Raw genomic sequence first — 26,430 nt, forward strand, 5'->3', positions numbered from 1 at the left:
GTGGGAGCTGAGCCGCAGCAGGACATGGCGATCAGAAGAGCGAATACCGCTGCGCGAGCGGCAGTTCCGTCGCCGGCTGCGGGGTGACGAGCTCACCGTCGACGGCGATGGCGAACGTCTCGGGATCGATGTCGATGCGCGGTGTCGCCGAGTTGTTGATCATGTCGGCCTTCGTCACCTCGCGTGTCGGCCGCACGGCTTCCACCTCCCGCCGCAACCCGAGCGACTCCCGCAGACCATTCTCTGCAGCCGCCGGCGACACGAATGACACCGCGAGCGACGCAGCGTCGTCCGCCACGAGCGCCGGGCGCATCAGCACGGGCTGTGGCGTCGGGATCGACGCGTTCGGGTCGCCGAGGGCAGCCCACACGATGGCACCCGACTTGAGGACGACGGACGGCCGCACGCCGAAGAACTTGGGCTCCCACAGCACGAGGTCGGCCAGCTTGCCGGGCTCGATCGACCCGACGAGATGGTCGATGCCGTGCGCGGCCGCCGGGTTGATCGTGTACTTCGCGACGTACCGACGGGCACGTTCGTTGTCGGCCGGCAGCGTCTCGCCGAGCGAGCCATAGCGTGACTTCATGACGTGCGCGACCTGCCAGGTGCGCGTGATGACCTCACCGATGCGACCCATCGCCTGAGCATCGGAGCTCGTCATCGACAACGCGCCGATGTCGTGGAGCAGATCTTCGGCGGCGATCGTCGTCGCCCGGATGCGCGATTCGGCGAACGCGAGATCTTCCGCCACCGCCGGGTTGAGGTGATGACACACGATGAGCATGTCGAGGTGCTCGGCGACCGTGTTGACGGTGTGCGGCAGCGTCGGGTTCGTCGAACCGGGCAGGACATTGGGGTGCGACGCGATCGACATGATGTCGGGCGCGTGCCCGCCCCCGGCGCCCTCGGTGTGGAAGGCGTGGATGCTGCGCCCGCCGATGGCGCGCAGCGTCGAGTCGACGTAACCGGCTTCGTTGAGCGAGTCGCTGTGCAGCGCCACCTGCAGCCCGTGCTCGTCGGCCGCGCGCAGGGCAGCGTCGATGGCGGCGGGCGTCGCGCCCCAGTCCTCGTGCACCTTGTACGCTGCCGCGCCCGCGAGCGCCTGCTCGGCGAGGCCCTCGGCGCTCACGGTGTTGCCCTTGCCCATGAGCAGCAGGTTGACGGGCAGGTGATCCAAGCCGCGCAGGACGCGCCCGAGGTGCCAGGCACCGGGTGTCACCGTCGTCGCCTTCGACCCCTCGGACGGGCCGGTACCACCGCCACCGAGCGTCGTCAGACCGGTCGCGAGCGCTTCGTGCACCTGCGACGTCGACAGGAAGTGCACATGCATGTCGATGCCACCGGCGGTGAGGATCTTCCCCTCCCCCGCGATGACGTCGGTGCCCGGGCCGATGTGGAGATCCGGGTGCACGCCGTCCGCGACATCGGGGTTGCCGGAGCGGCCCAGCGCGACGATGCGCCCGTCACGGATGCCGACGTCGGCGCGCACCACACCCCAGTGGTCGAGGACGACGACGTTCGTGATGACGGTGTCGAGCGCCCCGCCCGCGCGGGTCGTGAGGCCCTGCGCCATCGACTCGCGGATCGACTTGCCCCCACCGAAGACGGCTTCCTCGCCGCCGACGGTGTGGTCGTGCTCGACCTCGATCCACAGGTCGGTGTCACCGAGACGAATCTGGTCACCCGTCGTCGGACCATAGAGCGCGGCGTACGCGTCACGTGTGATGGTCGTCGGTTCGGACGGCCGTGGGCGGACAGCCGGCACCTCGGGGTGGGACGCCGTTCCGCGCGGGACCGTAACACCGGGCCCGATGTCGTCGTGTGACTTGCCGGCCCCACCTGCGTCAGCCTGCGAGGTAGCTCCGAAAGACGCGGCCGTGTCGCGTATCTGCAGCCCCGGCACACGCCGCTCGCCCCGCAACGCGACGAGCGCCACCTCGCGGCTGACGCCCGGTTCGAAGCGCACCGACGTGCCGCTCGGGATGTCGAGGCGGTAGCCCTGCGTCAGCTCGCGGTCGAACGCGAGGGCCGCGTTGGCGTCGGGCAGATGCAGGTGCGAGCCGATCTGGATCGGCCGGTCGCCCGTGTTCTCGACGACGACGCGCAGCCGTTCGTTCACTGAACGATCGGCATTGAGCGAGATGTGCCCCGGGGCGACGCGGATGGCGCCAGGAGCGCTCGTGGCCCCGGGGGTTGCTGGGTCGTCGGCTGCGTCCTGCGGCCGACGGCCTGAGTTCGCTGACATGGCTCGTTCCTTCAGACGATCGGGTGATGGAGGGTGACGAGCTTGCGGCCATCGGAAAAGGTGGCCTCGACCTGAATGTCGGGGATCATCTCGGCGACGCCCGGCATCACCTGCTCACGTGTCAACACCTCGCGTCCGGCGCTCATCAACTCTTCGACACTGCGACCCTCGCGGGCACGTTCGATGACCCACGTCGACAGCAGCGCGACGGACTCGGGGTGATTGAGCAGCACGCCGCGCTCGAGTCGATCACGCGCCACCATTCCCGCGACGGACAAGAGCAGCTTCTCGGTGTCGGCGGGCGTCAGATGCATGGCAGGAGGTTAGCGAGGCGATGTTTCGCGGGTGTTTCGCCGGTCCTGGCGGAGGGGAGGTGACCACGAATCGTCGCGAGTACGGCGGGCCGGAGCCGCAGCTGCGCGAGAAATACACATCTGCCCGAGGAATGTGCGTCATATTCCTGGAGCAGATGCACAAGAGTCGAGCAGGTGACGTCACGCCACACCTGTCGGTGCGGCATCATGCGAGACATGAGCATCACGACGTCCGACGCAACACGGCCCGCACCGGCCACGTCGATGCCTGCGGGCGTCGGCATCGGATGGCGCCCCGAGATCGCGGACGTCCTCGCCGCCCAACCGGGCCTGACGTGGGTCGAAGTGGTCGCCGAATCCGTCATGCACGGCATGCCGCCAGCCCTGAGGCAGCTGCGCGAGCGCGGCGTCACCGTCCTCCCGCACGGGGTGAAGCTCGGGCTCGGTGACGCCGAGGGCCTCGACGCCGACCGCGTCGCCCACTTCGTCGGGACGGCCGCCATCACGGGCGCGCCGCTCGTCAGTGAGCACATCTCGTTCGTGCGAGCGGGTGGTGTCGAGGTCGGCCACCTGACGCCGCTGCCGCGCACGCGCGCCGCCGTCGACGTGATGGTGCGAAACGTCCGCAGCGTCCAGGCCGAGCTCGACGTCCCGCTCGCGCTCGAATGCGTCGCGGCGCTCTTCACCTACCCCGAGGACGAGATGAGCGAGGCACAGTTCATCACCGAGATCATCGAACGCACCGACGCGCTGCTGCTGCTCGACATCGCGAACGTCTACGCCAACGCCCGCAACCACGGGGGCAATGCGCTCGAGACGGCCCTCGCGATGCCCCTCGAACGGCTCGCGTACATGCACGTGGCGGGTGGGGTCGAGAACGACGGGATCTACCACGACACGCATGCGGCCGCGGTGAATCCCGAAGTGCTGCACCTCATCTCGGAGCTCTCGAGACGCACGACATTCCCGGCCGCGATGCTCGAACGCGACGGCGACTACCCGCCTGCCGAGGAGTTGCTCACGGAGCTCGATGCCATCGCCGACGCCGCCGGCATGCCGCGCGTCACGGCCGCGCAATGACGATCCACCGCGCATCGTCGACGGGCGGGCACAGCGACAGTTCGACGTCCGCGCCCGTATCCGCCGACGAGGGGGGCCGCCCCCACGAGTTCGACGGCAGGACGGAGGCCGCGTCCCCCATGGAATTTGCGTCGGATGAACACGCTGATCTCGCCGCACGCCAGGCGCAGATCGTGGCAGCGTTGACGGGGTTGGCGTCCGTCCCGGCCGGCTTCGACGCTCGTCATCTCGACGTCGCGCGGCGAGCGCTCCTGCGCAAGCGAGCGAACGAGCTGCAGTTCGTGTGGTCGATCCTCATCGCGTCACTCGGCCCGCGGTTGCACCCGTTGTTCGCCGAGTTCGCTCGCGAGCGTCCGACGCGTGGCTCGCGCGCTGACGGTCACGCGTTCGCGCAATGGTTGCGCCGACGCGGCGACCTCCCCCTCGCCGCCAACCTCGAACTCGCCGAGGCACGCCTGTTCTGGACGTTTCCGACCGACACGTCCGGCATGGCGACGGCGCCGGTGCGGCGCACGTCCCGCGTCGCCGTCGAACGGTTTCCCGGCGGCATGCTCGTGCGCCGCGGCCGTCGCGTGACGACGCTCGGACGCCCGTCTGAACGGTAGGCACCGACCTGAACGATAGACACCGACACAGAACCGTTCGCGGTCGACGCCCGCTGGACGTGGACGGAAATCGCAGTGGGGTCAGGGTTGCATGTGGCGCCAGGGCTTGGAGAGCTGGAAACGTCGGCCGGTGATCTCGGTCATGGTGATGCGGACGATCGTGTGTTTTTCCGTCGGCACCCAGGGGCGCAGCGGCAACTGTTCCGCACGAGCCTTTTCGGCGCCCTCGAGCACCTCAGCGTGTCCTCGGACGATGACGCTCGACGCCTCGCCGTCGCCGAACCGTCCACTGCCGTTGAGGTCGTCGACCTCGAACGCGACGTCGGAGTTCATCGTCACCCCGAGCAGTTTGCTGCCCTCGGCCGTGCGGAAGAAGATCGCTCCCGCGTCGCTGACGTAGTTGATCGGGACGATCTGCGCCTCACCGACGAGCGTGTATGCCAGTCGCCCGAACGCGTGCTGCGCCAGGAACGCCCAGCACTCGTCCTCGGCGAGGGCGTTGATGACGTCGTGGTCGGCCTGGAAGTCGGGCATGGTGGTCTCCTTCGGGCGGGCGTGTCCTCGTGCCGTTCTCGACATCACCAGCTTGCCGCGTCGAAGCCGCCGATGGGGCAAGACGCGTCCGGGCCCTTCGTCCCTGCCCGCTCGCCCCGTTCCCGCACTTCGACGAGCCACGTCCGCTCCTCACTGTCTTCAGCAACGAGCGCTCGCGACGGGAGGGGCGCATGCCTCGCCGCATCAGGGCCGGCGCGACTACCCTGGGAGGAGCGACGGGACGAGGGAGGAACGAACATGCTGGCCGCGGTGCTGCTCATGATCGTCTCCGGTGTGCTCATGGTCGCGATCGTCGCGTTCCTGCTCATCATCAACACCCGCATCGAACGGCAGCAGCGCGAACGCTACTTCGGCGACATCAGCCACGTCCGCATCCCCGACAACGCCCGAGAACTGTCGAAGCCGGCGAAACGCCCCAAACCGCCCTATCGCCCCTTCTGACGGCGATGCACCTCACCCATCTGCGATCTTCGTCCACATTCGGCTCCGCCCGCCCCAGGCACCGTCAGTGCGCGGGGTCGCGCACGACCAGCAGGACGACGAGGGCGACGCCGCAGCCGATGAGCGTCTCGACCGCGCGGTCGACGAGTAGCGGCCCGACGGGCACCTCGTGCACGATCTGCCCCATCATCAGCGCGAGCGGCGTGATGCACAGCAGCGCGAGCGCGTAGTTGCGGCCCACGAGCAGTTCGGCGCCCACCTGCAGCGCCGCGATGACGAGCACCGCCGCGAAACCCTGGGGGTGCCACGGCAGGATGGCGGCCGCCGCGAGCACGCCGAACAGCGTGCCGACGAACCGTTGACCACCGCGGATCATGCGCGCCCGGTGCGTCGCGCCGGACAATCCCGCGACGGCGGCAACCATCGCCCAATAGGGATGCGAGCCGCCGTACTGCGTCCCGATCAGCTTGCCGACGACGCCCGCCGCGCCCACCGCGATGACGAACCGGGCGAGGTGCACGCGCGTCCCCTCAGCCTGCCACGCCTCACGGATCCTGGCCCGCGGCAACGGAATCCAACGACGTTCCCCCGTCTCGCGCAACAGGCCGACACGTCCGATGAGCACCGAGAACGCAGCCGACGCCGCGGAGACGAAAAAGCCGACGGCGACGTTCGACGCCGCCGCGGGCAGCGTCGCGCAGACGGTGAACGCGAACACGACGAACAACGGCCCCGGCGGGTGCCAGCGGAAGGCGTCCGACAACAACGACGCCGCCGCGGCGACGAGCGCACCGGCGGCGATGAGCCACCACTGGTGATGCGGCAGTAGCCCGACGGCGCATCCGAGCGTCACCGCCATGACGAGGACGCCGGCGATCGTCACCTGCAACGCCGTGCGTTCCGCATGCGGCGCGGCGCGTCCGTAGAGGGACGTGAATGCCCCGAAGGCCGCGAACGCCGACCAGTCGAGGTGCCCGGTCACCGTCAGCAGAGTGAGCGGGACGAAGACCGAAACGCCGGCCCGCGCCGCCACCCGGTGAGCACCCGCGTGCGGGCCGAAGCGGAAGAACTCCTGGAGAAAACTGGGATGGGCAGGCGTCGTCACCACGCCATCCTAGAAGCCGTGCCCGCAGCAGCCGGATGCGCCGCGTTTGGACGCCACAGCCACAACTCCTCACCACCCAGGCAGAGCTCCTGCCACCCCATCACTCCTCATGACGACGACACGGCTCGTCGGGGCGACGAGCGACCGCCTCCAGCCCCCTTCCACCGCGCGACGCTGGGGTCACGACCCCGACACCGCGGTTGGTCATCACCCCTCGAGCCCACGCCGCTCTCAGACTCGACCATCGTGTGAGATGGTTCACGCAGCGCCCGAGCAACCTCATGACACTCTCCAGCCATGACGGGGCGTTCGAGGTCTATTCTTACGCCCCCTCACCCCGCGGGGGCTGTACCCGTCTGCGTCAACCGCCTACTGTGAGCAGCAAGCTGGGCGGCGCCGTCGCCCCCACCATCCGGAGCGACGCTCGCCCGGATCGGCCAGATCTGCACAAGGAGTTGCCATGTTCGCTCTCGCCGTCCTGCTGCTCATCGCCGCAGCAGCCCTCGTCCTGTGGGTCCTCTTCGGGCTCAACGGAGAGAACAACAACGACGTCCACTTCCACGGTTTCGGCATCGACGCCAACCTCACGCCGCTCACCGTGTTCCTCCTCGGCGCCCTGACGCTGCTGCTCGTGTGGGCCGCGACGCGCCTGATCGCCGCCGGCACGAAGCGCAAGTACCGCCAGCACAAGGAGACGAAGGAGCTCAAGAAGGAGCACCAGCTCAGCGAGAAGCAGCGCCTCGAGGCCGAGCGCGAGCGTGAGCGCCTCGCCGCCGAGCGCGACAAGGAGCACGATCTGCGCGAGACCGCCGAGGCCCGCCAGCGCGTCGCGCAGCGCGACGTCGAGCGCTACCCCGAGGACCACCGCACCACCGAGCACATCAGCACGGAGCGTGTCGGCACCGACCGCGCAGCCGAGGGTCGTCGCGCGGGCGAGGGCGACGTCATCGGCAACCGTGTCGACGGTGTCGTCGACGAGCGCGCCACCGACGGGCGCCACTACCGCAACTGATCTCACCGCGACGACGGTCTGCGTCACCGACCGGATCGCGCCGCCCATGACGAAGGCGCCGCACCCCAGCGAGGGTGCGGCGCCTTCATCGTTCTCGACGCTCCTGACGCCGGAACCCATCGCCCCGGCGCCCTCCACGTCAGGCCACTCAGACACGGCCGTTGCGGCCGGGCCCGCCCGTCAGCCTCACCCAGCTGGCGGGGCGCCACCCATCACACACGACAGCGCGCGTGCTCCGCGGGCAGAACCGCAGAACCACGCGCGCTGATGGCGACGTCGGGCGTCAGCTCACTTGGCGGCCTCGACGTGCTTCGGCTCCTTCTTCGGCGCCGGCTTCGAGTTGGCGGCGTCGACGAACGCGTGGCGCGGCGTCTCGAGGTCCATGAGGGCGGTGGCGTCGCGGCCGAACATCATGCCGACGGCCCAGTTGCCGAGGATGCGTGCCTTGCGCTCGAGTGTCGGCATCGCGTACGCGTGGTAGCCGCGGTGCATCATCCACGCCGGCAGGCCGCGCAGGCCGTACTTGCCGACCTGGGCGACGCCCTTGCCGACGCCGAGCCCGGCGACGGAGCCGATCGTCTTGTGCTTGTACTGCTTCATCTCGCCGCCGCCGCGAATCGTCGTCAGGATGTTCGCGGCGAGGACGGGCGCGTGACGCAGCGCGTGCTGGGCGTTCGGCACGCAGAACCCGCCGGGGCCCATGCCCGTGACATCGGGGACGGCGGCGTTGTCGCCGGCACCCCAGGCGCCCTCGACGACGTTGCCCTCGTCGTCACGCACACGCAGGTCGGTGCCGACCATGAGACGGCCGCGGTCGTCGATCGGCAGGTCGGAGTCGACGAGGACGGGATTGGCCTTGACGCCCGCGTTCCACACGATCGTGTCGGCGTCGAACTCCTCGCCAGTCGACAAGACGATGTGCTTGTTCTCGCAGCTCTTGAGCTGCGTGTCGAGGTAGACGTCGACGCCGCGCTCGCGCAGGGAGGCGACGACCCACTTCGCCTGCTCCTCGCTGACCTCCGGCATGACGCGGCTCATGGCCTCGACGAGCACGAAGCGCGGGTCTTCGGGCGACAGACGCGTGTAGTACTTGATGGCGTCCTTCACCATGTCCTGGATCTCGGCGATCGCCTCGATGCCGGCGAACCCGCCGCCGACGAAGACGAACGTCAGCGCACGCTTGCGCTCCTCGGGATCGGTGAGGACGGCGGCCTCGTCGAGGCGCGCGAGGACGTGGTCACGCAGCGTGACGGCTTCCTCGATCGTCTTGAAACCGATGCCCTCCTCGGCGAGGCCGGGGATCGGCAGCGCGCGCGGCACGGAGCCGGCGGCCATGACGATGTGGTCGTACTCGAGCGTGAAGTCGTCACCGAGCTCGGGGTCGACGTTGACCGTGCGGTTCGCGTGGTCGATCGACGTCACCTTGCCGGTGATGATCTCCGCACCCTTGAGGTGACGGCGCAGCGGCACGAGCGCGTGACGCGCCTCGATCGAACCGGCGGCGACCTCCGGCAGGAAGGGCTGGTACGTCATGTAGGGGTTCGGGTCGACGACCGTCACCGAACCTTCGCCGTCCTTGAGGGAGGCGAGCAGCTTCTTGGTGGTGATGAAACCCAGGTACCCGCCGCCGACGACGAGGATGCGCGGACGCACGTTGGTGTTCTGCGTGAAAGCCATGCAACAACTCTAGAACCGCCGAGTACGTTCGGCGAAACGCTGACCAAACGACTGATGTTACCGGACAGTAAGGCGCAGCGGGGGTCTGTGAGCCGCGCGACTTCCCAGAGCCCCTCCTCTTTCTGCGTGCAAGTGCACCCAGGTGCACTTGCACGCAGAAGGAGGGGCCCGCGCGTCAGGTCCTGAGCATCGACAATCGAGCGTCAGAGCTCGAGCGTCAGTTCCTTGCCCTTGCAGCGGCTCACGCAGATCATCATGATGTCGCCCTCCTCACGCTCGTCGTCCTCGAGCACGGAGTCGCGGTGGTCGATCTCGCCGGCGATGACGCCCGTCTCGCAGGTGCCGCAGATGCCTTCGAGGCAGGAGCCGAGGACGCTGACACCGGCCTCGCGCACGACCTCGAAGATCGACCTGTCGGCGGGCACGGTGAGGCGCATGTCGGATTCTTCGAGGATGACGTCGAACTCGGTGTTGCCCGAGTCGTCGATCTCCTTGGGGCTGAAGCGTTCGACGTGCGCGACGAGGTTGGCGCGGCTCCTGCACCCGTCCTCGATCGCCGCGAGCAGACGCTCCGGCCCGCACGAGTAGACGAGCGCGGGGCCCGCAGCGTCGGCGTCGGCGAGGGTGGCAGCGAGGTCGAAGGCACCCTTGTCGGCCTTGGGCCAGAACGTCACCCTGTCGCCGAAGGAGGCGAGTTCGTCGCGGAAGGCCATCGTCGCCCCGCTGCGCCCGAGGTAGTACAGGTGCCAGTTCTTGCCCTGCGCCTGCGCGGCGCGCACCATCGTCAGGATCGGGGTGATGCCGATGCCGCCCGCGACGAAGACGTACGTCGGCGCCTTGCGCAGTTCGAAGTGGTTGCGTGGGCCGTAGCTGACGAGTTCGTCGCCGACCTTCAGCGTTTCGTGGATGTAGGAGGAACCGCCTCGCGATTCGCTCTCGCGCAGGACGGCGACCTGGAAGCGGCTGCGGTCGGCCGGGTCGCCGCACAGCGAGTACTGACGGATGAGTTCGTCGAACGGGTCGTGCTCGGGCAGGTCACCCTGCTCGGCGTCCTTCAACTCGGCGTCGCTCACGCCGCCGAGGACAAGGTCGAGGTGCGCTCCGGGGGCCCACTCGGGCAGGTCTGCGCCGTCGGCGGCGCGCAGCGTCAGGAGGCGGACACCGTCGGCGGCGTCGTCGATCCCGTCGACGACGAGAAGCGTCTTCGCCTCGGGCTGAGTCGATTCCGAAACCATGCCTGTCTCCTTCACTGCGCACAGCGCGTCGTCTCGCCCCCCTTGCGTACAGATGCACCCGGGTGCATCTGCACGCAGGGAGGCGACGCACGACGCGATGTTGTTCGGGTGCGAACGAGTTGTCAGTCTACGCATGTTCATGACGGGTGTGTGACCCAGGCAACATTCCATCGCCGCAAAGTCTTTCGGGGGCGAACGATCTGGCCTAGCGTGGGAGCACGCCGCCCAATCGCCCCCGCCTGACGCCTCGATCGTCGTGCGGGCCGTCGCCAGGAGTTCATCATGACCAAGCGCGTCCTCATCGTCCAGCACGACCACTGTTCGCCCCCCGGCGCCGTCGCGGATCGCTTTCGCGAGCGCGGTTACGAGGAGACACTCTTCCAGGTCGTGCCGGAGAAGGATTTCGAGAACCCGGGCGTCGACGTCGAGTTTCCCGACGTGCGCGAGTTCGACGCGCTCGTCGTCATGGGCTCGTACTGGTCGGCGTGGGACGACGAGATGATCGGCTCATGGTTGGCGCCCGAGATGCAGCTGCTGCGCGACGCGGACACCGCGGGCGTCCCCGTCCTCGGCATCTGCTTCGGCGCGCAGCTTCTGGCGCGCACGCACGGCGGCTCGGTCGGGCGCGCGCCCGAACCGGAGATCGGGTTCGTCGAGGTGAGCAGCGAACGCGAGGACATGGTGCCCGGTGGCAAGTGGTTCGCCTGGCACTACGACCGCTGGCAGGTGCCGCCGGACGCCGTCGAATTCGCGCGCAACGACATGGCGTCGCAGGGTTTCGTGCTGCGCAAGAACCTCGCCGTGCAGTTCCATCCCGAACTCTCCAGCGAGATGCTGACGGGCTGGTGCGACAACGGCGGACGCGAGATGCTCGCCTCCCTCGGGCGCGACGCCGACGCCGAGATCGCTGCCGCGAAGGAATGGGATGACGAAGGCCGCCGCCGCGCCGGCGTCCTCGTCGACGGGTTCCTGGAGCAGGTCGCCGCGAGCTGATGAGCGTTGACCTATTCGAACGCGAGGTTCGGCGCCACATGGCGCCGGCTGACGCCCGAGTTCTCGAAGAGACCGACGTAAGAGACGACCTCGACCCCCTTGTCGGCTGGAGCGCGGAGCATTTCGACAGCCTCGACTGACGCGGGCGTCAACGTTGCCCGGATCCGCATCACGGTCGACGCGTTCTCGGGCGATGTTCACGCCCGATCAGGCGGGCGCGCCTTTCAGGACGTGAGGTCGTCGCGGTAGAGCCGCGCACAGAAGTCGCGCAGCTCGGCGGCGAGGGCGGCGATCTCGTCGACGGCGTGATGCGTCGGCGTCCACGCGGCATGCAGCGGCATCGTCAGCACCGAGCCGTCGGCGTCACGCACGCGGCGCGGGATGAGCCCGAACCGGGTGTCGTTCGTCAGCACCGCGACGCCGCGCCCCGAGGCCGCGAGCGCCTGGGCGGCTTCCGGCGAGTCGACCTCCTGCACGTGCTGTGGCGCGAGGCCCGCCTCGGCGAACGCGCGCGTCAACACCTGGCTGACGGGGTGTCGGCCCGGCAGCATGACGAGCGGGTCGACGCGTGCGAGCGCCTCGAGATTCACCGAGCGGTCACGCTCGGCGCCCTCACCATCGAGCACGCCCCGGGCGCCGACGTACGCGCGCACCGGCAACTCGGCGATCAGCATCGACGCCACCTCCGGCGGCGGAACGGCTGGTGCGACGACGATGTCCGCGCCCTCCCCGAGCGCCGCGAAGACCTCACTCGTCGAACGGCTGACGACGTTGACCTCCGGCGCCAACGCACCCCGCGCCGGGCCCGCCGCGAGGAACGGTGCGATGACGTCGCTGAGCGTCGTGCTCGGCGCGGCGATCGTCAACGACGTGAGCCTCCCGGACGCGAGAAACGCCGCGGTGCGCTTGAGCGTCGCCTCCCGTTCGAGCAGGCCGCGGGCCAGCACGAGCAGTTCGGCCCCGGCCGCTGTCAGCCGCACCCCACCCTCGGAACGGACGAGCAACTCGACCCCCAGCTCGCGCTCGAGCGCCCGCAACTGCCGCGAAACCGCAGGCTGGCTGACGTGCGACGCCGCCGACCCCGCCGTCACCGATCCGGCGTCGGCGACCGCGACGAAGTAGCGCAGGACTCGCAGCTCCACGACGGGCGACCTTCCGATGAGGCCATGCCCAGAAGGCATGGCAGAGAGTGAGAACAGGTATCGAGGAGCCTAGCCCCATCTCGTCTATTTCACGTGGCCCACGTCACAGAATGTGCAGGGCACCACTGCCTGACATCACGCGCGAGCATCGGAGACGACCATGACGATCACCCCGCCTGACGGCGCCACAGCTGCTGCTGGCGTGCCCGGGCTGTCGGCCGACGCGATGCCGCAGCTGACCGAATACCTCGGCGAGGCAACGCGATTCATCACGGAGTGGATGGACGAGTACGGCCCCTCCACCCCGCATCCGGCGCAGACCGTCGACCACGCGCAGTTCAAGGCGGCATTCGACGAACTGACGTCGCGTCTGAGCGTCAACTACCCGTTCTTCCACCCTCGCTACGTCGGCCAGATGTTGAAGCCACCCCACCCGGCGGCCGTCGTCGCGTATCTCACGACGATGCTCATCAACCCCAACAACCACGACCTCGACGCCGGCGCCGCGACGACACGCATGGAGGTCGAGGCGGTCGATGAGATTGCGCGCATGTTCGGGTGCACCGCTCGTCGAACTGCGAGTGAGGACACGAGCGAAGCGCGGCCCGGAGCGAGCAGCCGAGACGAGCCAGAGGAATGTGGTGACGGGAACCGACTCTGCCACCTCGGCCACCTGACGACGTCGGGCACCGTCGCGAACCTGGAGGCGCTGTTCGTCGCGCGTGAGACGCATCCGCGCAAGGCGATCGCGCACAGCGCTGACGCGCACTACACGCATGGGCGCATGAGCCACCTGCTCAACGTGCCGTCGGTGTCGATCCCGACCGACAGCCGCGGACGCATGGATCTTGACGCGCTCGAGTGGTTCCTCAAGGGCGGCGGCATCGGCACCGTCGTCATGACGGCCGGGACGACGGGCTTGGGGGCCGTCGATCCGATCGACAAGGCGATTCCGCTGTGCCGCAAGTACGGCGTCCGCGTCCACGTCGACGCCGCGTACGGTGGGTTCTTCCGTCTCCTCGCCGACGACGACTCCCTGCTCGCGCCCGAGGTGGCGGCGGCGTTCCGCGCGATCGACGAGGCCGACTCCGTAGTCATCGACCCGCACAAGCACGGCCTTCAGCCGTACGGCTGCGGCGCGGTGATCTTCAGGGATCCGAACGTCGCGAACTTCTACGACCACACCTCGCCGTACACGTACTTCACGACGGGCGACGACATCCACATGGGCGAGATCTCGCTCGAGTGCTCGCGCTCCGGTGCGTCGGCGGCCGCGTTGTGGATGACGCTGCAGCTGCTGCCGTTGACGCGTGAGGGCATGGGTGAGGTCGTCGCGCCGGGGCGTCGCGCTGCGCTTGCGTGGGCCGAGAAGTTGCGCGCGTCCGACGTATTCGAGCTGTACCAGGAGCCGGACCTCGACATCGTCAGCTACTTCCCGATCGGCGACTCGCTCACCGACATCGACCGTCGCTCCGGCGCGATCCTCACCGCCGGCATGAATGCCCCGCGCGACGAGTCGCTGTTCGTCGCGACGTATCAGGTGGACGCCGACGACATGGCCGCGCGCGGGCACGTCATCGATGAGCGCAGCGCCGGGTCGGCGCAGGAGGGCGAACCCCTCGTCGGCGCGCGCATTCTGCGCAGCGTGACGATGAAGCCCGAGACCGAACCCGTCATCGACCAGATCCACGCGGCTGCCGAGGCCCTCGCCCGACAGGCCGCCACGGCCGAACGCGACGCTCCCCTGCCCGACGAAGAGGTCGCCGAGCCGGGCATCTGACGCATCGCCGGGCCCGTCACACGCGCGTACGGCCAGGTGAGTCACGAAGTGCACGGTGAGTCATGTGGAAGCGACTCACCCTGCACTTCGTGACTCACCTGCGTCCTGGATAGCCGCCGCGAACACCCGGGCCGACGCCTCGAGACCGTGCGCTCCGAGGTACGCGCCGCCGGGACGAACAGTGCCTTTCTGTCAGCGCACCTGCGGTTGAGCGTCGAGGTCGCCATATCCGGTGCCCCACAGGCGGTCAGCCAGTTCATAGGCCGCGAGCGCCCAGGGTGCCAGTCGTTCACCCGGCTCGATGGCGAGGGGAGTGAAACGCACGAGCGCACCCATCGACGCCGGCCCGATCTCGAGCTGCCCCGTCGCCCCGGCCTCGTCGTCGACGACCTGGAGCGCGCCACGCACGTCATCGGTGACGAGCGCGTCGGGCCCCGGGTGACCGCAGACATGAACGGTGGTCGTCTTTGCGGCCTGCACGGCCTCCGTCGCCAGGTAGGCAGAGCCGATTCGCGCCGCGTCGCACGCCTCGACAACGAGGTCTTCGAACTGCGTCATCGCCAGAGGCAGCGTGCCGTGGATGAGCAAGTGCTGGTGCGTGTCGAGCAACGAGAACCGCTCGAGGCCCTTGCCGAGCGTTGAGATGCCGCCGCTGTGACGCGGATTGAGCTCATGGGGGATGAAACCCTCAGCGGTGAGGATGCCGTCGATGCCGAAGGAGCCGCGGTAGTGATGGCGCCGCGCGAGCACTTCGCCGACAGCGCGGGCGGTGGCGCGCATCTGATCGCGATCAGCCGGCGCCGGATCCCACCACGAAGAGATGCCCGCCTGACGAAAGCGATCGCTGCCGTGGGGCTGCAGCATCACGAGTTCCACCGGCCGGAGGACGGCGACGCCGTCGTCAGCGACCTGACCGTGGATGGAGCAGGGCACACCTTCGAGGTAGGGCATGAGACGCAGCCGCTCGGCATGGGGCGCGAGCGCTTCGTATGCGGCCGCGCCGTCGTCCGTGACGTGCCGCACCAGCACCGCGCCACCGTTGAGACCCTCGCTCGCGTCGGCCGACCAGACCGTTCCGACACCGCGATCGAGACGCGCGGCGGCCCCTCGCACCTCGTCGAGGCGTGCTGGGACGACCTCTTCGGGCGCATGCGGGACGCCTGCCGCCTCCCACAGCTCGCGGCTGAGCGTCTTGTCTTCCAACCGCTCCTGCGTCTCGCTGCGCGCGCCGTAGGTGCGTCGCTCGTAGAACGAATCAGCGCCGAGAGCGAGCGCGACGATGACGACAGCCCTCGCCTCGGGGTCGAACGCGTCGAGCACCGCGCCCACCCCGTCGTCCGACTCCCGCAGAAGGTGCTGCCAGGCGCGTACCTCATCGACCACGTCATGCACCGGGCTCATCGCCAAGCGGTGAACCGTGATCCGATCTGGCTCGGGCAGCGGGCCGGTGCCGTCGCCCCACGTGATCACGAGGATGCGCGCGGCACCGTTCTCGCGGGCCTGCACGACGTGACGGGTCGCGCTTGCCAGGACGGGTGCGAGGATGACGACCGGGCGCCCCTCGATGTCGTCACGCCGGCGCGCCGCGAGGTGCTTGCTCAGGCGCTGCAGAGGGTCCGGGCTGGTGTCCATACCCGATCGTAGGGCGGTTCGTGGCCACTGTTCGACCGATTTCCTCACGCGGCGCCATGGCCTGAGGCCGCGCAGCGCACCCCGCGATGGCATCCCGGCGCGGGCCACCCGCGCTGCGTGCCGGCACCACGGCAAGACGCCGTATGCGAGCGAGTCGAAGATTCGGGCGGAGGGTGAATCACCCCGCGCCGGGTCATGTCGTTCTATCGCACGCCCCGTAGGCTGGGGGCATGGCTATGAACACGGCGTTCGCCGTCCTTCCCGGCATGACGATCGACGAGCTTCCCAGCGGCATCCTCGACGCGACGACCGACTACGTCACGGGTGAGGAAGCCATCTCGAACGCCCTGCCGGCCGGTTACGTCGGCGCCTTCACGGCGCGCACGAACGACGAGCGCGACGCCGTCGTCCTCGTCGGCTACGAGCTGATGCTGCAGCCCGACCTCATCCCGGACATCGCCGACGAAGCCGTCACCGCCGTCTTCGCGGGCGGCTCGAAGACGTGGCTGCTCATCATCGACGCCGGCGAGTCGAGCCGCATGCTGTCGCTCGACGACGCGCAGATCACCGCCGAGGACGGCGAGCCCGTCGAGGGAGAGCCGACGTCCGTCATTGACGGTGACCCCGAGAAGACGCTCAAGAAGGCGGTCGGCGACCTCACAGGCGTCAGCCTCGACGCCGTCATCGCCGACAAGGGCCTGCTCGTCATCGTCGAGGACTGATGCTTCGGGTGGCCGCGCGAACCGACCGACCACGTCGACATCGCGTTGCCGGTGCCCACGCAGCGAGGCGGGTAACTCACGGGTAGGCGCGAAGTTCCGCGCCAACCCGTGAGTTACCCGCCACCGTGCGTCATTCGCCGCGTCAGTTGGCCCACTGGACACGAACCGGGAGCTTCTTCACCCCGTTGACGAAGTTCGAGCGCACGCGCTTGACGTCGCCGGCAAGCTCGATCGAGTCGATGCGCGGCAGCAGTTCTTCGAGCAGCAGACGAACCTCGAGGCGCGCGAGGTTGTTGCCGAGGCACAGGTGCGGTGAGCCCTTTCCGAACGTCATGTGATCGACGTTCTTGCGCGTCACGTCGATCTTGTACGGCTCGGGGAAGACGTCCTCGTCACGGTTGCCGGAAGCGAACCACATGACGACCTTGTCGCCGGCCTTGATCTGCTTGCCGCCGAGCTCGACGTCCTTCGTCGCCGTCCGACGGAAGTGGTAGACGGGCGACGCCCAGCGCAGCAGCTCCTCGAGGCCCGACTCGATGAGCGACGGGTCGTCCTTCATCGCCTTGAACTGATCGGGCTGCGCGATGAGGCCGAGCATGATCTGGCTGATCGCGTGACGCGTCGTCTCGTTGCCGGCGATGACGAGCAGCGAGAAGTAGTTGTTGAAGTCCTGGTCGGTGAGCGGAACCCCGTCCTCGGGCATCTTGTTCGCGAGGATCGAGACGAGGTCCTTGCCGTCGCCACCGACGCGCTTGTCGCGCAGGTCGCGGCCGTAGTCCCACACGTCCTGAACCGTCGGCGAACGGAACGGCAAGTGACGGTACTTCTCCGACTCAGGCGAGTCGAACAGGTGCTCGGTGTAATCGGGGTCGGTGTTCGCGACCATCTCGTTACCCCACTGGATGAGCTGGCCTGTGTGCTCACGCGGCACGTCGAGCAGACGCGCGAGCACCTGGATCGGGAAGTCCGCGGAGATCTTCTCGACGAAGTCGAACTCGCCGTTCGGCGACGCCTTCTTCGCCTCGTCGACGGTGTTCTTCGTCAGCTCGCGCAGGAACGCCTCGTAGTTCTTCAGCAGGTTGCGCGGCGAGAACTCGCGCTGAATGAGCTTGCGCAGCGCGGCGTGACGGGCGCCGTCCGTCTCGAGGATGGAGCGGCGGAAATCCATGAGGTCGTCGTCGACGTCCTCGAGGTTGACGAACTGCTCCGACGTGAACGTCTCGGAATCCTTGTCGACGGCCCAGATGTCGTCGTACTTCGTGACGGCCCAGAAGCCCTTGCCGTCGCTCTCCTCCGTCCAGTGCACCGGGTCGGCGTGACGCAGCGCGTCGAACTGCGCCCATCCCTCGTTGTCGCGGAAGCGGTCGATGTTGGACAAGTCGACGTCGGCGACGTCGAACGCGGCGTCGGCCTTGGGAGCTGCGCCCTGGTCGATGATGGTCATGTCGTCTCTCCTCGTTCAGCAGGAAAATCGGGAAGGGTGCGCGAAGCGCCTGGCCGCGGGCGCGATCACAGGTGGTAGGTGTACTCGCGGAACTCCCAGTCGGTGATGAAGCTGTTGAAGCGCTCGATCTCGTTGCGCTTGTAGGCGAGGAACGTCGCGACGAACTGCTCGCCGAGCACCTCACGCATCTCGGTGTCTGCCTCGAGCGCGTCGAGTGCGGCGCACAGCGACGACGGCAGCATCGGCGAACGTTCCGGGTCGTAGCCGTAGCCGACGAGCGGCTCGCCGGGGTCGATCGCGTCACGGATGCCGAGGTAGGCAGCGGCCAGCGTCGCCGCCGTCAGCAGGTACGGGTTGGCCGACGCGTCGCCGAGGCGCAGTTCGAGACGCGACGCGGAGCCGCGCTCCGGTGGGATGCGCACCATCGCGCTGCGGTTGTCGAGGCCCCAGTCGATGAGCCACGGCGCGAGCGTGTCGGGCCCGAACCGCTTGTACGAGTTGATCGTCGGGTTCGCGAGCGCCGTCAGCGCCGGCGCATGCTTGAGGATGCCGCCGATCGCGTGATGCGCGACCTTCGACAGGCCGTGCTCGCCGTTCGGGTCATCGAACAGGTGGTTGCCGTCGGCGTCCTGCGTCGAGAAGTGCAGGTGGAAACCGGAACCACCCTCGTCGTTGAACGGCTTCGCCATGAACGTCGCGAGCTTGCCGCGCGCCCGCGCCATCTCCTTGACGGCGGCCTTGAAGCGGAACGCGCGGTCGGAGGCGTCCATCGCGTCGGAGTGCCACAGGTTGATCTCGAACTGCCCGCTCGAGAACTCGTGGTTCGCGGCGACGACCTCGATGTCGTACTCGCCGAGCTGACGCAGCGTCTGCAGCAGCACGTTCTCCGGGTCACCACGCAGGCCGCTGACGTAGACGTTGCCGCTCATCTCGCCGTAGCGCGACCAGCCGGAATCGGAGTTCTCGTCCTCCTGCAGCACGTAGAACTCGAGCTCGGGCCCGCAGATCGGCGTGCCGGCGATCGAGGAGAACTTCTCGATGACGTTCTTGAGCACGTAGCGCGGGCTCTCGGCTGACGGCGAGCCGTCGGGGTTGAACACGTCGGCGATGACGTGTGCGACGCCCGGCTCCCACGGCACGCGCGTCAGCGTCTCGATGTCGGGGCGCGCGACGATGTCCGGCAGGCCGGCGGCGAGCCCACCCTCGATGTCGACGACGTCGCCCATCGGCGTCGTGCCGTACACGCTGCGGCAGAACGCAACGCCGTGCCCCGTCGTCCGCTCGAAGCGGTTCACGAGCAGGTCCTTGCTGCGGTCGGTGCCGATGATGTCGGAGTAGCCGAGACGGATGACGTCGATGCCCTCCGACCGGCACTTCGCCATGGCCTCGGCCACGGCTCCCGGCTCGCTCGACTTGCTCCCTGAGTTCGTCATGCCTCGTCGCCTCTCACGCCGTTGTGAGCGAACCTCGACGGTTGCCGGGTCGGGGTGCGCACGTTTCGTTCGGGTCCGAACATACCGTGTGACTCACGCCACACAAACCCTCATGATCGGGTAGCCTAGCGCGTGTCGTACGGATACGAACGATTTATGGCGAAGGAACTTCGACGCCCTCGCCGCGCGCACACGCGCCGACACCGAAAGGGCTCTGCCATGAGCGAATCCCCCGAACTCAAGGGTTTCTTCTACCCGCGCACCGTCGGCGGCACGTCGGGCATCATCCCGTCACCGCCGTGGTACTACTCGGGCGACCTGCTCACCGTCGAGTACCGCACGAACCCCGAGCGCGTGCGCGAACTGCTGCCCGAACCGCTGGAGCTCGCCGACGAGGACCCGGGCGCCGTCGCGCTCATCTGGGCCGACTGGCAGTCGTGCAGCTCGTCGCGCGAGGAGCTGCTCGACCCGGTGCGCGCGCAGTACAAGGAGGCGTTCGTCGTCGTGCGCTGCTCCTACGAGGGGCGCACGTTCAGTCGCTGCGTCTACATCTGGGTCGACAAGGACTTCGCCATCGGCCGCGGTCTGCACCAGGGCTACCCGAAGAAGCTCGGCTCGATGTGGCAGACGCGCCCCCACCCCTTCGCGCAGGGTGCGCCGCAGATAGCCGAGGGCGGCATGTTCGGTGCGACGCTCGCCGCCGGCGACCGTCGTCTCGCCGAGGCCGTGCTGACGCTGCGTGAGCCGAGCGAGACGAACGGCTTCGTCAACGGCCACCCGATGGCCCACCACCGCATCTACCCCGACATCGCCCGCGGGGCGACGGGCGACGCCTACAGCGAGCTCATATCGTCCGGCGCGGCCGAGTTCGAGGGCGGGCAGGCGTGGCGTGGTGACGTAGATCTGCGCCTGTTCGAATCGCCCACGGAGGAACTCGCCGCCCTGGAGGTCGACGAGATCATCGGCGGCTACTACCGGCAGATCGGCGTCGTCTGGAACGGCGGCGAGACGCTCGAACGTCTCGTGTGAGCCAGGCGGCCGCGAAGGGTGGCAGCCTGCGTCGCAGATGGGTTCGTGGACACACGGCACGCAGCGTCACGCCGTCGACCCACCCCACCCCGGACCGGTGTAGTGTGAGGTGGGTCACAACGAGAGGGGAAGGGATGCGGCACAAATCCCGTCCACGGGGTTGCGCCTGCGGGTGCGGCCCCGGCTGCGTCCACGCTCGGCTCGCCGACGCGATCCCCCTCGTCAGTTCGCTGTTGAGCTCGACGGCACGCGACGAGGGTCTCGTCATCGCCATCGCGGACCGCGAGGCACGCCTGCACTACGTCGACGGAGACTCCCGCGCCCGCAGCCGCGCCGAGAGCATCGGCTTCACCGCGGGGGCGAACTGGTCGGAGGCGCAGGTCGGCACGAACGCGCCAGGCCGAGCTGTGGCCCGCGGCGAGGCGGTCTCGATCCATCGCGAGGAGCACACGCGCCCGGACGTCCACCCGTTCAGCTGCTCCGCGGCGCCGCTCGTCGACCCCGTCACCGGCGAGGTGCTCGGCGCTCTCGACGTGACGGGAGGTGACGCTGCGGCAGACCGGCGCACCCTCGCACTCGTGCAGGCCACTGCGGCCGCGGTGACTCGTGAACTTCGCCTCGCCGGGGTGCCGGTCGGCCCTCCACCGCACACGAGCGCGCGGCTGCGTCTCGTCCACCACGGCCGCCCCTGCATCGAAACGGGTACGGCCACCCACGTACTCACCGACCGCCACGCCGAACTCCTCGCGACACTCGCGCTCGAACCCCAAGGCCTCAGCGCCGACGAGATCGGGGCCCTCGTCTACCCGGACGGCACGCCGCCCGCCACCATCCGCGGCGAGTTGCTGCGGCTTCGTCGACGGCTCGACACGATTCCCGGCGCGCCGAACCTCGAAAGCCGCCCCTACCGCCTCACGGGGCCACTGCTCATTGATGCCGTCCAGGTCACGGAGCATCTGCGCCGCGGCGAGCACGACGAAGCCCTCGAGCTGTATCGCGGAGCCTCGCTGACGCGCAGCGAGGCGGAGCCCGTCGTCGACCTGCTGCGTTCGACGTCCGGGTCGCTGCGCGAAGCGATGCTCAGTGACGCCACTCCCGAGACCCTTCTGCGCTACCTCGACCTGCCCGAGGCCGCCGATGACGTCGAGTCGTGGCACATGGCACTCACCGTCCTGCCACCGCGCGCGCCACAGCGGGCCATCGTTCTCACGCATCTCGAACAGCTCGACACTCGTCTGCGCCAGGCGAACTGACGCCCGCAGAGCGCGTTGCACGGGCAGTGCAACGTTGATGCAACGCAGCCCTTCGTAACGTGACGCACATCACGCAACCCCGCGTCACATCCCGCGGGCTCAGGGAAAGGAAGCTGCGATGACGGTCTACGCCAACCCGGGAACCGAGGGCTCCAAGGTCGAGTTCAAGAAGCGCTACGAGCACTTCATCGGCGGCGAATGGGTCGCGCCGAAGAAGGGGCAGTACTTCGAGAACCCCACCCCGGTCACCGGCAAGACGTTCTGCGAGGTGGGCCGCGGCACCGCCGAGGACATCGAGGCCGCCCTCGACGCGGCATGGGCGGCGGCACCGACGTGGAACAAGACCTCGCCCGCGGAGCGGGCACTCATCCTCAACCGGATCGCCGACCGGATGGAGGAGAACCTCGAGAAGATCGCCGTCGCGGAGACGTGGGACAACGGCAAGCCGGTGCGCGAGACGCTCAACGCCGACATCCCCCTCGCGATCGACCACTTCCGCTACTTCGCCGGTGCCATCCGCGCGCAGGAAGGCAGCCTCTCGCAGATCGACGAGGACACCGTCGCTTACCACTTCCACGAGCCGCTCGGCGTCGTCGGGCAGATCATTCCGTGGAACTTCCCCATCCTCATGGCCGTGTGGAAGCTCGCGCCGGCGCTCGCGGCCGGCAACTGCGTCGTCCTCAAGCCCGCCGAGCAGACGCCCGCGTCGATCATGGTGCTCATCGAACTGATCGAGGACCTCATCCCCGCCGGTGTCGTCAACGTCGTCAACGGGTTCGGCGTCGAGGCCGGAGCGCCGCTCGCGTCGAACAAGCGCATCCGCAAGATCGCGTTCACGGGTGAGACGACGACCGGCCGCCTCATCATGCAGTACGCCTCGGAGAACCTCATCCCGGTGACCCTCGAACTCGGCGGCAAGAGCCCCAACATCTTCTTCGAGGACATCGCGCAGGCGGACGACGCGTTCTACGACAAGGCGCAGGAGGGCTTCACCCTCTTCGCCCTCAACCAGGGCGAGGTGTGCACCTGCCCGTCGCGCGCGCTCGTCCAGGAGTCGATCTACGAGCAGTTCATGGCCGACGTCGTCGAACGCACGAAGAAAATCAAGGCCGGCAACCCGCTCGACGACTCGACGATGATCGGCGCGCAGGCCTCGAACGACCAGTTGCAGAAGATCCTTTCCTACCTCGACATCGGCCAGAAGGAGGGCGCGAAGGTGCTCACCGGTGGTCGGCAGGCCGAGTTGGACGGCGATCTGGGTGGCGGTTTCTACGTCGAGCCGACCATCTTCGAGGGCACGAACAACATGCGGATCTTCCAGGAGGAGATCTTCGGGCCGGTCGTGTCCGTGGCGAAGTTCGGTACGTACGACGAGGCGCTGAAGATCGCGAACGACACCCTCTACGGCCTCGGCGCCGGTGTGTGGTCCCGCAACGGCAACACCGCCTACCGCGCGGGCCGCGACATCCAGGCGGGCCGCGTGTGGGTGAACAACTACCACAACTACCCGGCACACGCCGCGTTCGGCGGCTACAAGAGCTCCGGCATCGGGCGGGAGAACCACCTCATGATGCTCGACCACTACCAGCAGACGAAGAACCTCCTCGTCTCCTACTCGGAGAACAAGCTCGGCTTCTTCTGAGCCGACCCGCATCACGGATCAGATCGCAACCACACGAAGGGAAGAGTCATGAGCACCATGCAAGCTGCAGTCGTGGACGTCTTCGGCGAAGACCTGAACGTCAAGGATGTGGAAGTGCCGGAACCCGGGCCGGGTCAAGCGCTCGTCAAGCTGATCGCATCGGGTGTGTGCCACACCGACCTGCACGCCAAGGACGGTGACTGGCCGGTCAAGCCCGAACCGCCGTTCATCCCCGGCCACGAGGGAGTCGGCGTCGTCGAGAAACTCGGCGAGGGCGTCACCGAACTCGCCGTCGGCGACATGGTGGGCAACGCCTGGCTCGCCTCCGCGTGCGGCACGTGTGAACACTGCCGCAACGGCTGGGAGACGCTGTGCGAGGAGCAGACCAACGGCGGGTACAGCGTCAACGGCTCGTTCGGGCAGTACATGCTCGTCGACGCCACGTTCGCCGCTCGCATCCCCGAGGGCGCGGACCCCCACGAGATCGCTCCCGTGCTGTGCGCCGGCGTCACCGTGTACAAGGGTCTGAAGGTGACGGAGGTGCGCCCCGGGCAGTGGGTCGTCATCTCCGGCATCGGCGGGCTGGGGCACATCGCCGTCCAGTACGCCAAGGCCATGGGCATGCGGATCGTCGCCGTGGACGTCGCCGACGACAAGTTGGAGCTCGCGAAGAAGCACGGCGCGGAGGTCACGGTGAACGCCGCGGTCGAGGACCCGACGCAGGCCGTCCTCGACGCCACAGGCGGTGGCGCCCACGGCGTCCTCGTCACGGCGGTGCACCCCAAGGCGTTCGGCCAGGCCATCGGCATGGCGCGTCGCGGGGGAACCATCGTGTTCAACGGTCTTCCTCCGGGTGATTTCCCGGCGCCGATCTTCGACGTCGTCCTCAAGGGCCTGACGATCCGCGGATCGATCGTCGGCACCCGGCAGGACATGGTCGAGGCTCTCGACTTCTACGCCCGAGGCCTCATCCACCCGACGTTCAGCAAGCGGAACCTCGACGACATCAACGCGGTGTTCGACGAGATGCACCACGGCAAGATCGACGGGCGCGTCGTCATCGACTACACGACGGAGCGCGAGGACAAGTGATGAACCTCGAGTCACGAGCCGGTGTGGCCGGAGAGACCGTCAGCCGGGTCGCCCTGACGCCGGACGCCGTCGCTCTGCTGCACCAGCTCGTGGCCGAGCACGGTCGTCTCATGTTCCACCAGTCCGGCGGGTGCTGTGACGGGTCGACCCCGATGTGTTACCCGGCAGGGCAGTTCCGCACGGGTCAGGCCGACGTCCTGCTCGGCACGTTCACGCTCCCGGACGTGGCAGGCGACGATGCCGAGTTGGAGTTCTGGATGAGCCGGGAACAGTTCGAGACGTGGAAGCACACTCACCTCACCGTCGACGCCATCGACGGACGGGGCGGCGGCTTCTCCCTCGAGGCGCCCGAGGGCAAACGCTTCCTCATTCGCTCCGATCTGATGTGAGAGAACCTCGCGCGGCCGGGGGCACGGTGGACGTCATCCACGTCTGTTCGGATCCGAAAGATAATGTGGGCTGATGCCGAGTCATCACACGCTGCTCGAGACCGAGACCCTGGCCTCGAGCAAGCTGGCCGACGCGAAGATCGATGTCGCCGCCATGCACGCCGTCAGCAGCATCCACCGCGCGGCGAACGCATCGCGCAACCACATGACGAACACCGTCCTGCGTCCGCACGAGCTGTCGTGGACGGGTTTCGTCGTGCTGTGGAGCGTGTGGATCTACGGCGAACCCGAGACGCGCGAGGTCGCCGAGAGCGCCGGCATCAGCAAGGCGACGCTGTCGGGCGTCGTCAAGACCCTCTCAGCCCGGGGATGGCTCAAGCGCACCCAGTCGTCGAGTGACAAGCGGTTCGCGCACCTGTCACTGACGCCCGCCGGGATGACGCTCATGGAGGAGCTGTTTCCCCAGTTCAACTCCGGCGAACAGCAACTCGTCGCCGACCTGACGCCCGACGAACTCACCGTCCTGACGAAGGCACTCCGCAAGGTCGTGACGACGGCCGAAGGCCTCGGCGCCCACACGTCCGTCTGACGTCCACCCGAGGCCCGCCCGGCGCAGCGTGGCCGATGATGTGACGCCTACCAGTCAACCCGCCCGATCGAGGAGAACCATGCCGTTGCGCCCCGTCACCACGTGGACGCTCGAGATGCCCGAGCGCCCGCACACCACGCCGCGTGGCCACTGCGTCAGCACCCCGACGGCCGACGCCCCCGACGTCGCATCCGGCCCGCATGACGACATGGCGAGCCGTCCTGAGGACGTTCGGATCGACCTGGTGCCGAACCCGAGCCCCGAGTTTGCCCGCTACCTCTACGCCGTCGTCGGCGGGCCGTGGACGTGGACCGACCGCCTCGGCTGGACGCGCGAGCAGTGGCTCGCCGACCTCGGCGTCACCGGCACCGAGACCTACGTCGCGTACGTCGGCGGCGAACCGGCGGGCTACGTGCAGATCCAGCCGACACCGGTCGGCGCGGCGGAGGCGCGTGGTCGAGCGAGCGTCGAGATTCGCTACTTCGGACTCGTCGAGACCGCCATCGGACGGGGCCTCGGCCGCACGCTGCTGGCCCATGGCATCGACGCAGCCTGGACGCTCGCCGAGCGTCATAAGGCGCCGGCGACGCAACGCGTCTGGGTTCACACGTGCAGCCTCGACGGCCCGGCGGCGCTGCGAAACTACGAGCGACGCGGCTTCGTCGTCATCGACGAGACGACGGAACTCATGGACTACCCCGCACAGCCCCTCGGCGCCTGGCGTTCCGCCGGCGGGCCCGCGTGAGCAGGGCCCGGCCGGCATGCCCCCTCTGAAGTACGCCCGAGGCGAGTGAGTGGCTCCGCACTCAGACTCTGCGCAAATGCACCCGGGTGCACTTGTGCCTAGGTGAACTGCCCCCCGGGCCGAGGTGAACGCGAGACGCCGACGGCCCCGTCGGCGCCTGGCTCTTGGCTCGCGTCCCCGGAAACACAGCGTGAAGAACCGGGGTCAGTGTGCGTGGGCTCAGGCGTGACGAGCGCGCTCGACGAGATCGCTGAGCAGCCGCAGTTGTTGCACGTC

24 protein-coding genes and 1 pseudogene are annotated in these 26,430 nt (G+C 68.4%); 14 read left to right on the top strand and 11 right to left on the bottom strand.

Annotated elements, in window-relative coordinates:
- Nucleotides 1-31 precede the first annotated feature (31 nt).
- The 3 genes and pseudogenes from DYE07_RS07650 to DYE07_RS07655 all read right to left on the bottom strand — a co-directional run bounded on the left by DYE07_RS07650 (nt 32) and on the right by DYE07_RS07655 (nt 2,559).
- Nucleotides 32-1,765: an urease subunit alpha gene (locus DYE07_RS07650; protein ID WP_370447740.1), complete on the bottom strand. Its 1,734-nt coding sequence runs from the start codon at nt 1,763-1,765 to the stop codon at nt 32-34.
- A 183-nt stretch (nt 1,766-1,948) separates the two neighbouring features.
- Nucleotides 1,949-2,245: pseudogene (ureB, locus tag DYE07_RS15140) on the bottom strand (urease subunit beta); the annotation flags it as partial.
- Nucleotides 2,246-2,256: 11 nt separating this feature from the next.
- Nucleotides 2,257-2,559, bottom strand: a complete 303-nt coding sequence (locus DYE07_RS07655; RefSeq protein ID WP_062256145.1) for an urease subunit gamma — start codon at nt 2,557-2,559, stop codon at nt 2,257-2,259.
- 216 nt (nt 2,560-2,775) lie between these two features.
- Here DYE07_RS07655 and DYE07_RS07660 point away from each other — a divergent pair, with 216 nt between their 5' ends.
- Together DYE07_RS07660 and DYE07_RS07665 are read left to right on the top strand one after the other, a co-directional pair.
- Nucleotides 2,776-3,639: an MbnB/TglH/ChrH family RiPP precursor modification enzyme gene (locus tag DYE07_RS07660; RefSeq protein ID WP_062256147.1), complete on the top strand. Its 864-nt coding sequence runs from the start codon at nt 2,776-2,778 to the stop codon at nt 3,637-3,639.
- Nucleotides 3,636-4,244, top strand: coding sequence for an SCO6045 C-terminal-like domain-containing protein (locus DYE07_RS07665; RefSeq protein ID WP_115296688.1), 609 nt, complete (start codon nt 3,636-3,638; stop codon nt 4,242-4,244). The genes DYE07_RS07660 and DYE07_RS07665 overlap by 4 nt, the downstream gene beginning before the upstream one ends.
- Nucleotides 4,245-4,325: 81 nt before the next feature.
- Here DYE07_RS07665 and DYE07_RS07670 read toward each other — a convergent pair whose 3' ends face one another.
- A complete protein-coding gene (locus tag DYE07_RS07670) occupies nt 4,326-4,778 on the bottom strand; it encodes a pyridoxamine 5'-phosphate oxidase family protein (RefSeq protein WP_038566515.1) in 453 nt (150 codons plus the stop codon).
- A gap of 258 nt (nt 4,779-5,036) precedes the next feature.
- On the opposite strand from DYE07_RS07670, the gene DYE07_RS07675 reads away from it, so the two are divergent.
- A complete protein-coding gene (locus DYE07_RS07675; RefSeq protein WP_006947152.1) occupies nt 5,037-5,240 on the top strand; it encodes a hypothetical protein in 204 nt (67 codons plus the stop codon).
- A gap of 64 nt (nt 5,241-5,304) precedes the next feature.
- On the opposite strand, the gene DYE07_RS07680 is transcribed toward DYE07_RS07675, so the two are convergent.
- Nucleotides 5,305-6,345, bottom strand: a complete 1,041-nt coding sequence (locus tag DYE07_RS07680) for an FUSC family protein (protein WP_038570071.1) — start codon at nt 6,343-6,345, stop codon at nt 5,305-5,307.
- A 460-nt stretch (nt 6,346-6,805) separates the two neighbouring features.
- Between DYE07_RS07680 and DYE07_RS07685 the strand changes: the two genes are divergently transcribed.
- Nucleotides 6,806-7,357, top strand: a complete 552-nt coding sequence (locus tag DYE07_RS07685; protein ID WP_062256229.1) for a hypothetical protein — start codon at nt 6,806-6,808, stop codon at nt 7,355-7,357.
- A gap of 288 nt (nt 7,358-7,645) precedes the next feature.
- Here DYE07_RS07685 and DYE07_RS07690 read toward each other — a convergent pair whose 3' ends face one another.
- Nucleotides 7,646-9,034: an NAD(P)/FAD-dependent oxidoreductase gene (locus DYE07_RS07690; RefSeq protein ID WP_006947068.1), complete on the bottom strand. Its 1,389-nt coding sequence runs from the start codon at nt 9,032-9,034 to the stop codon at nt 7,646-7,648.
- 203 nt (nt 9,035-9,237) lie between these two features.
- Nucleotides 9,238-10,269 (bottom strand): PDR/VanB family oxidoreductase, encoded by a 1,032-nt coding sequence (locus tag DYE07_RS07695; protein ID WP_062256231.1) that lies wholly within the window; start codon nt 10,267-10,269, stop codon nt 9,238-9,240.
- A gap of 282 nt (nt 10,270-10,551) precedes the next feature.
- On the opposite strand from DYE07_RS07695, the gene DYE07_RS07700 reads away from it, so the two are divergent.
- On the top strand, nt 10,552-11,262 hold the full coding sequence (locus DYE07_RS07700; protein ID WP_006947056.1) for a type 1 glutamine amidotransferase: 711 nt from the start codon (nt 10,552-10,554) through the stop codon (nt 11,260-11,262).
- A gap of 224 nt (nt 11,263-11,486) precedes the next feature.
- Here DYE07_RS07700 and DYE07_RS07705 read toward each other — a convergent pair whose 3' ends face one another.
- A complete protein-coding gene (locus DYE07_RS07705) occupies nt 11,487-12,404 on the bottom strand; it encodes a LysR family transcriptional regulator (protein WP_006947095.1) in 918 nt (305 codons plus the stop codon).
- A 160-nt stretch (nt 12,405-12,564) separates the two neighbouring features.
- Between DYE07_RS07705 and DYE07_RS07710 the strand changes: the two genes are divergently transcribed.
- Nucleotides 12,565-14,184, top strand: a complete 1,620-nt coding sequence (locus tag DYE07_RS07710) for a pyridoxal phosphate-dependent decarboxylase family protein (protein WP_115296690.1) — start codon at nt 12,565-12,567, stop codon at nt 14,182-14,184.
- A gap of 192 nt (nt 14,185-14,376) precedes the next feature.
- On the opposite strand, the gene DYE07_RS07715 is transcribed toward DYE07_RS07710, so the two are convergent.
- Nucleotides 14,377-15,816, bottom strand: a complete 1,440-nt coding sequence (locus tag DYE07_RS07715; protein WP_115296691.1) for an ATP-grasp domain-containing protein — start codon at nt 15,814-15,816, stop codon at nt 14,377-14,379.
- Nucleotides 15,817-16,046: 230 nt separating this feature from the next.
- Between DYE07_RS07715 and DYE07_RS07720 the strand changes: the two genes are divergently transcribed.
- Nucleotides 16,047-16,538, top strand: a complete 492-nt coding sequence (locus DYE07_RS07720; RefSeq protein ID WP_131940319.1) for a hypothetical protein — start codon at nt 16,047-16,049, stop codon at nt 16,536-16,538.
- Nucleotides 16,539-16,680: 142 nt separating this feature from the next.
- Here the strand turns inward: DYE07_RS07720 and DYE07_RS07725 are convergent, their stop codons facing one another.
- Both DYE07_RS07725 and DYE07_RS07730 read right to left on the bottom strand, forming a co-directional pair.
- On the bottom strand, nt 16,681-17,982 hold the full coding sequence (locus DYE07_RS07725; protein WP_115296692.1) for a cytochrome P450: 1,302 nt from the start codon (nt 17,980-17,982) through the stop codon (nt 16,681-16,683).
- Nucleotides 17,983-18,047: 65 nt separating this feature from the next.
- On the bottom strand, nt 18,048-19,415 hold the full coding sequence (locus DYE07_RS07730; RefSeq protein ID WP_202775042.1) for a glutamine synthetase family protein: 1,368 nt from the start codon (nt 19,413-19,415) through the stop codon (nt 18,048-18,050).
- A 219-nt stretch (nt 19,416-19,634) separates the two neighbouring features.
- Here DYE07_RS07730 and DYE07_RS07735 point away from each other — a divergent pair, with 219 nt between their 5' ends.
- The 7 genes from DYE07_RS07735 to DYE07_RS07765 all read left to right on the top strand — a co-directional run bounded on the left by DYE07_RS07735 (nt 19,635) and on the right by DYE07_RS07765 (nt 26,154).
- The gene (locus DYE07_RS07735; protein ID WP_115296693.1) at nt 19,635-20,444 is read left to right on the top strand and encodes an acetoacetate decarboxylase family protein; all 810 of its coding nucleotides are present in this window, start codon (nt 19,635-19,637) and stop codon (nt 20,442-20,444) included.
- Nucleotides 20,445-20,677: 233 nt separating this feature from the next.
- Nucleotides 20,678-21,697, top strand: a complete 1,020-nt coding sequence (locus tag DYE07_RS07740; protein WP_172462968.1) for a GAF domain-containing protein — start codon at nt 20,678-20,680, stop codon at nt 21,695-21,697.
- Nucleotides 21,698-21,815: 118 nt separating this feature from the next.
- Nucleotides 21,816-23,339, top strand: coding sequence for an acetaldehyde dehydrogenase ExaC (exaC, locus tag DYE07_RS07745; RefSeq protein ID WP_074045880.1), 1,524 nt, complete (start codon nt 21,816-21,818; stop codon nt 23,337-23,339).
- A gap of 48 nt (nt 23,340-23,387) precedes the next feature.
- Nucleotides 23,388-24,431 carry an alcohol dehydrogenase AdhP gene (gene adhP, locus DYE07_RS07750; RefSeq protein ID WP_074045879.1) on the top strand — a complete coding sequence of 348 codons (1,044 nt, stop codon included), beginning with the start codon at nt 23,388-23,390 and terminating at the stop codon, nt 24,429-24,431.
- Entirely contained in the window at nt 24,431-24,820 is a 390-nt protein-coding gene (locus DYE07_RS07755; protein WP_006946990.1) for a DUF779 domain-containing protein, read from the top strand. The genes adhP and DYE07_RS07755 overlap by 1 nt, the downstream gene beginning before the upstream one ends.
- A 73-nt stretch (nt 24,821-24,893) precedes the next feature.
- On the top strand, nt 24,894-25,409 hold the full coding sequence (locus DYE07_RS07760; protein WP_006946992.1) for a MarR family winged helix-turn-helix transcriptional regulator: 516 nt from the start codon (nt 24,894-24,896) through the stop codon (nt 25,407-25,409).
- A 79-nt stretch (nt 25,410-25,488) separates the two neighbouring features.
- Nucleotides 25,489-26,154 carry a GNAT family N-acetyltransferase gene (locus tag DYE07_RS07765; protein ID WP_006946994.1) on the top strand — a complete coding sequence of 222 codons (666 nt, stop codon included), beginning with the start codon at nt 25,489-25,491 and terminating at the stop codon, nt 26,152-26,154.
- Nucleotides 26,155-26,430: the final 276 nt, after the last annotated feature.

The organism is Dermacoccus nishinomiyaensis, assembly GCF_900447535.1.
GTDB lineage: Bacteria > Actinomycetota > Actinomycetes > Actinomycetales > Dermatophilaceae > Dermacoccus > Dermacoccus nishinomiyaensis.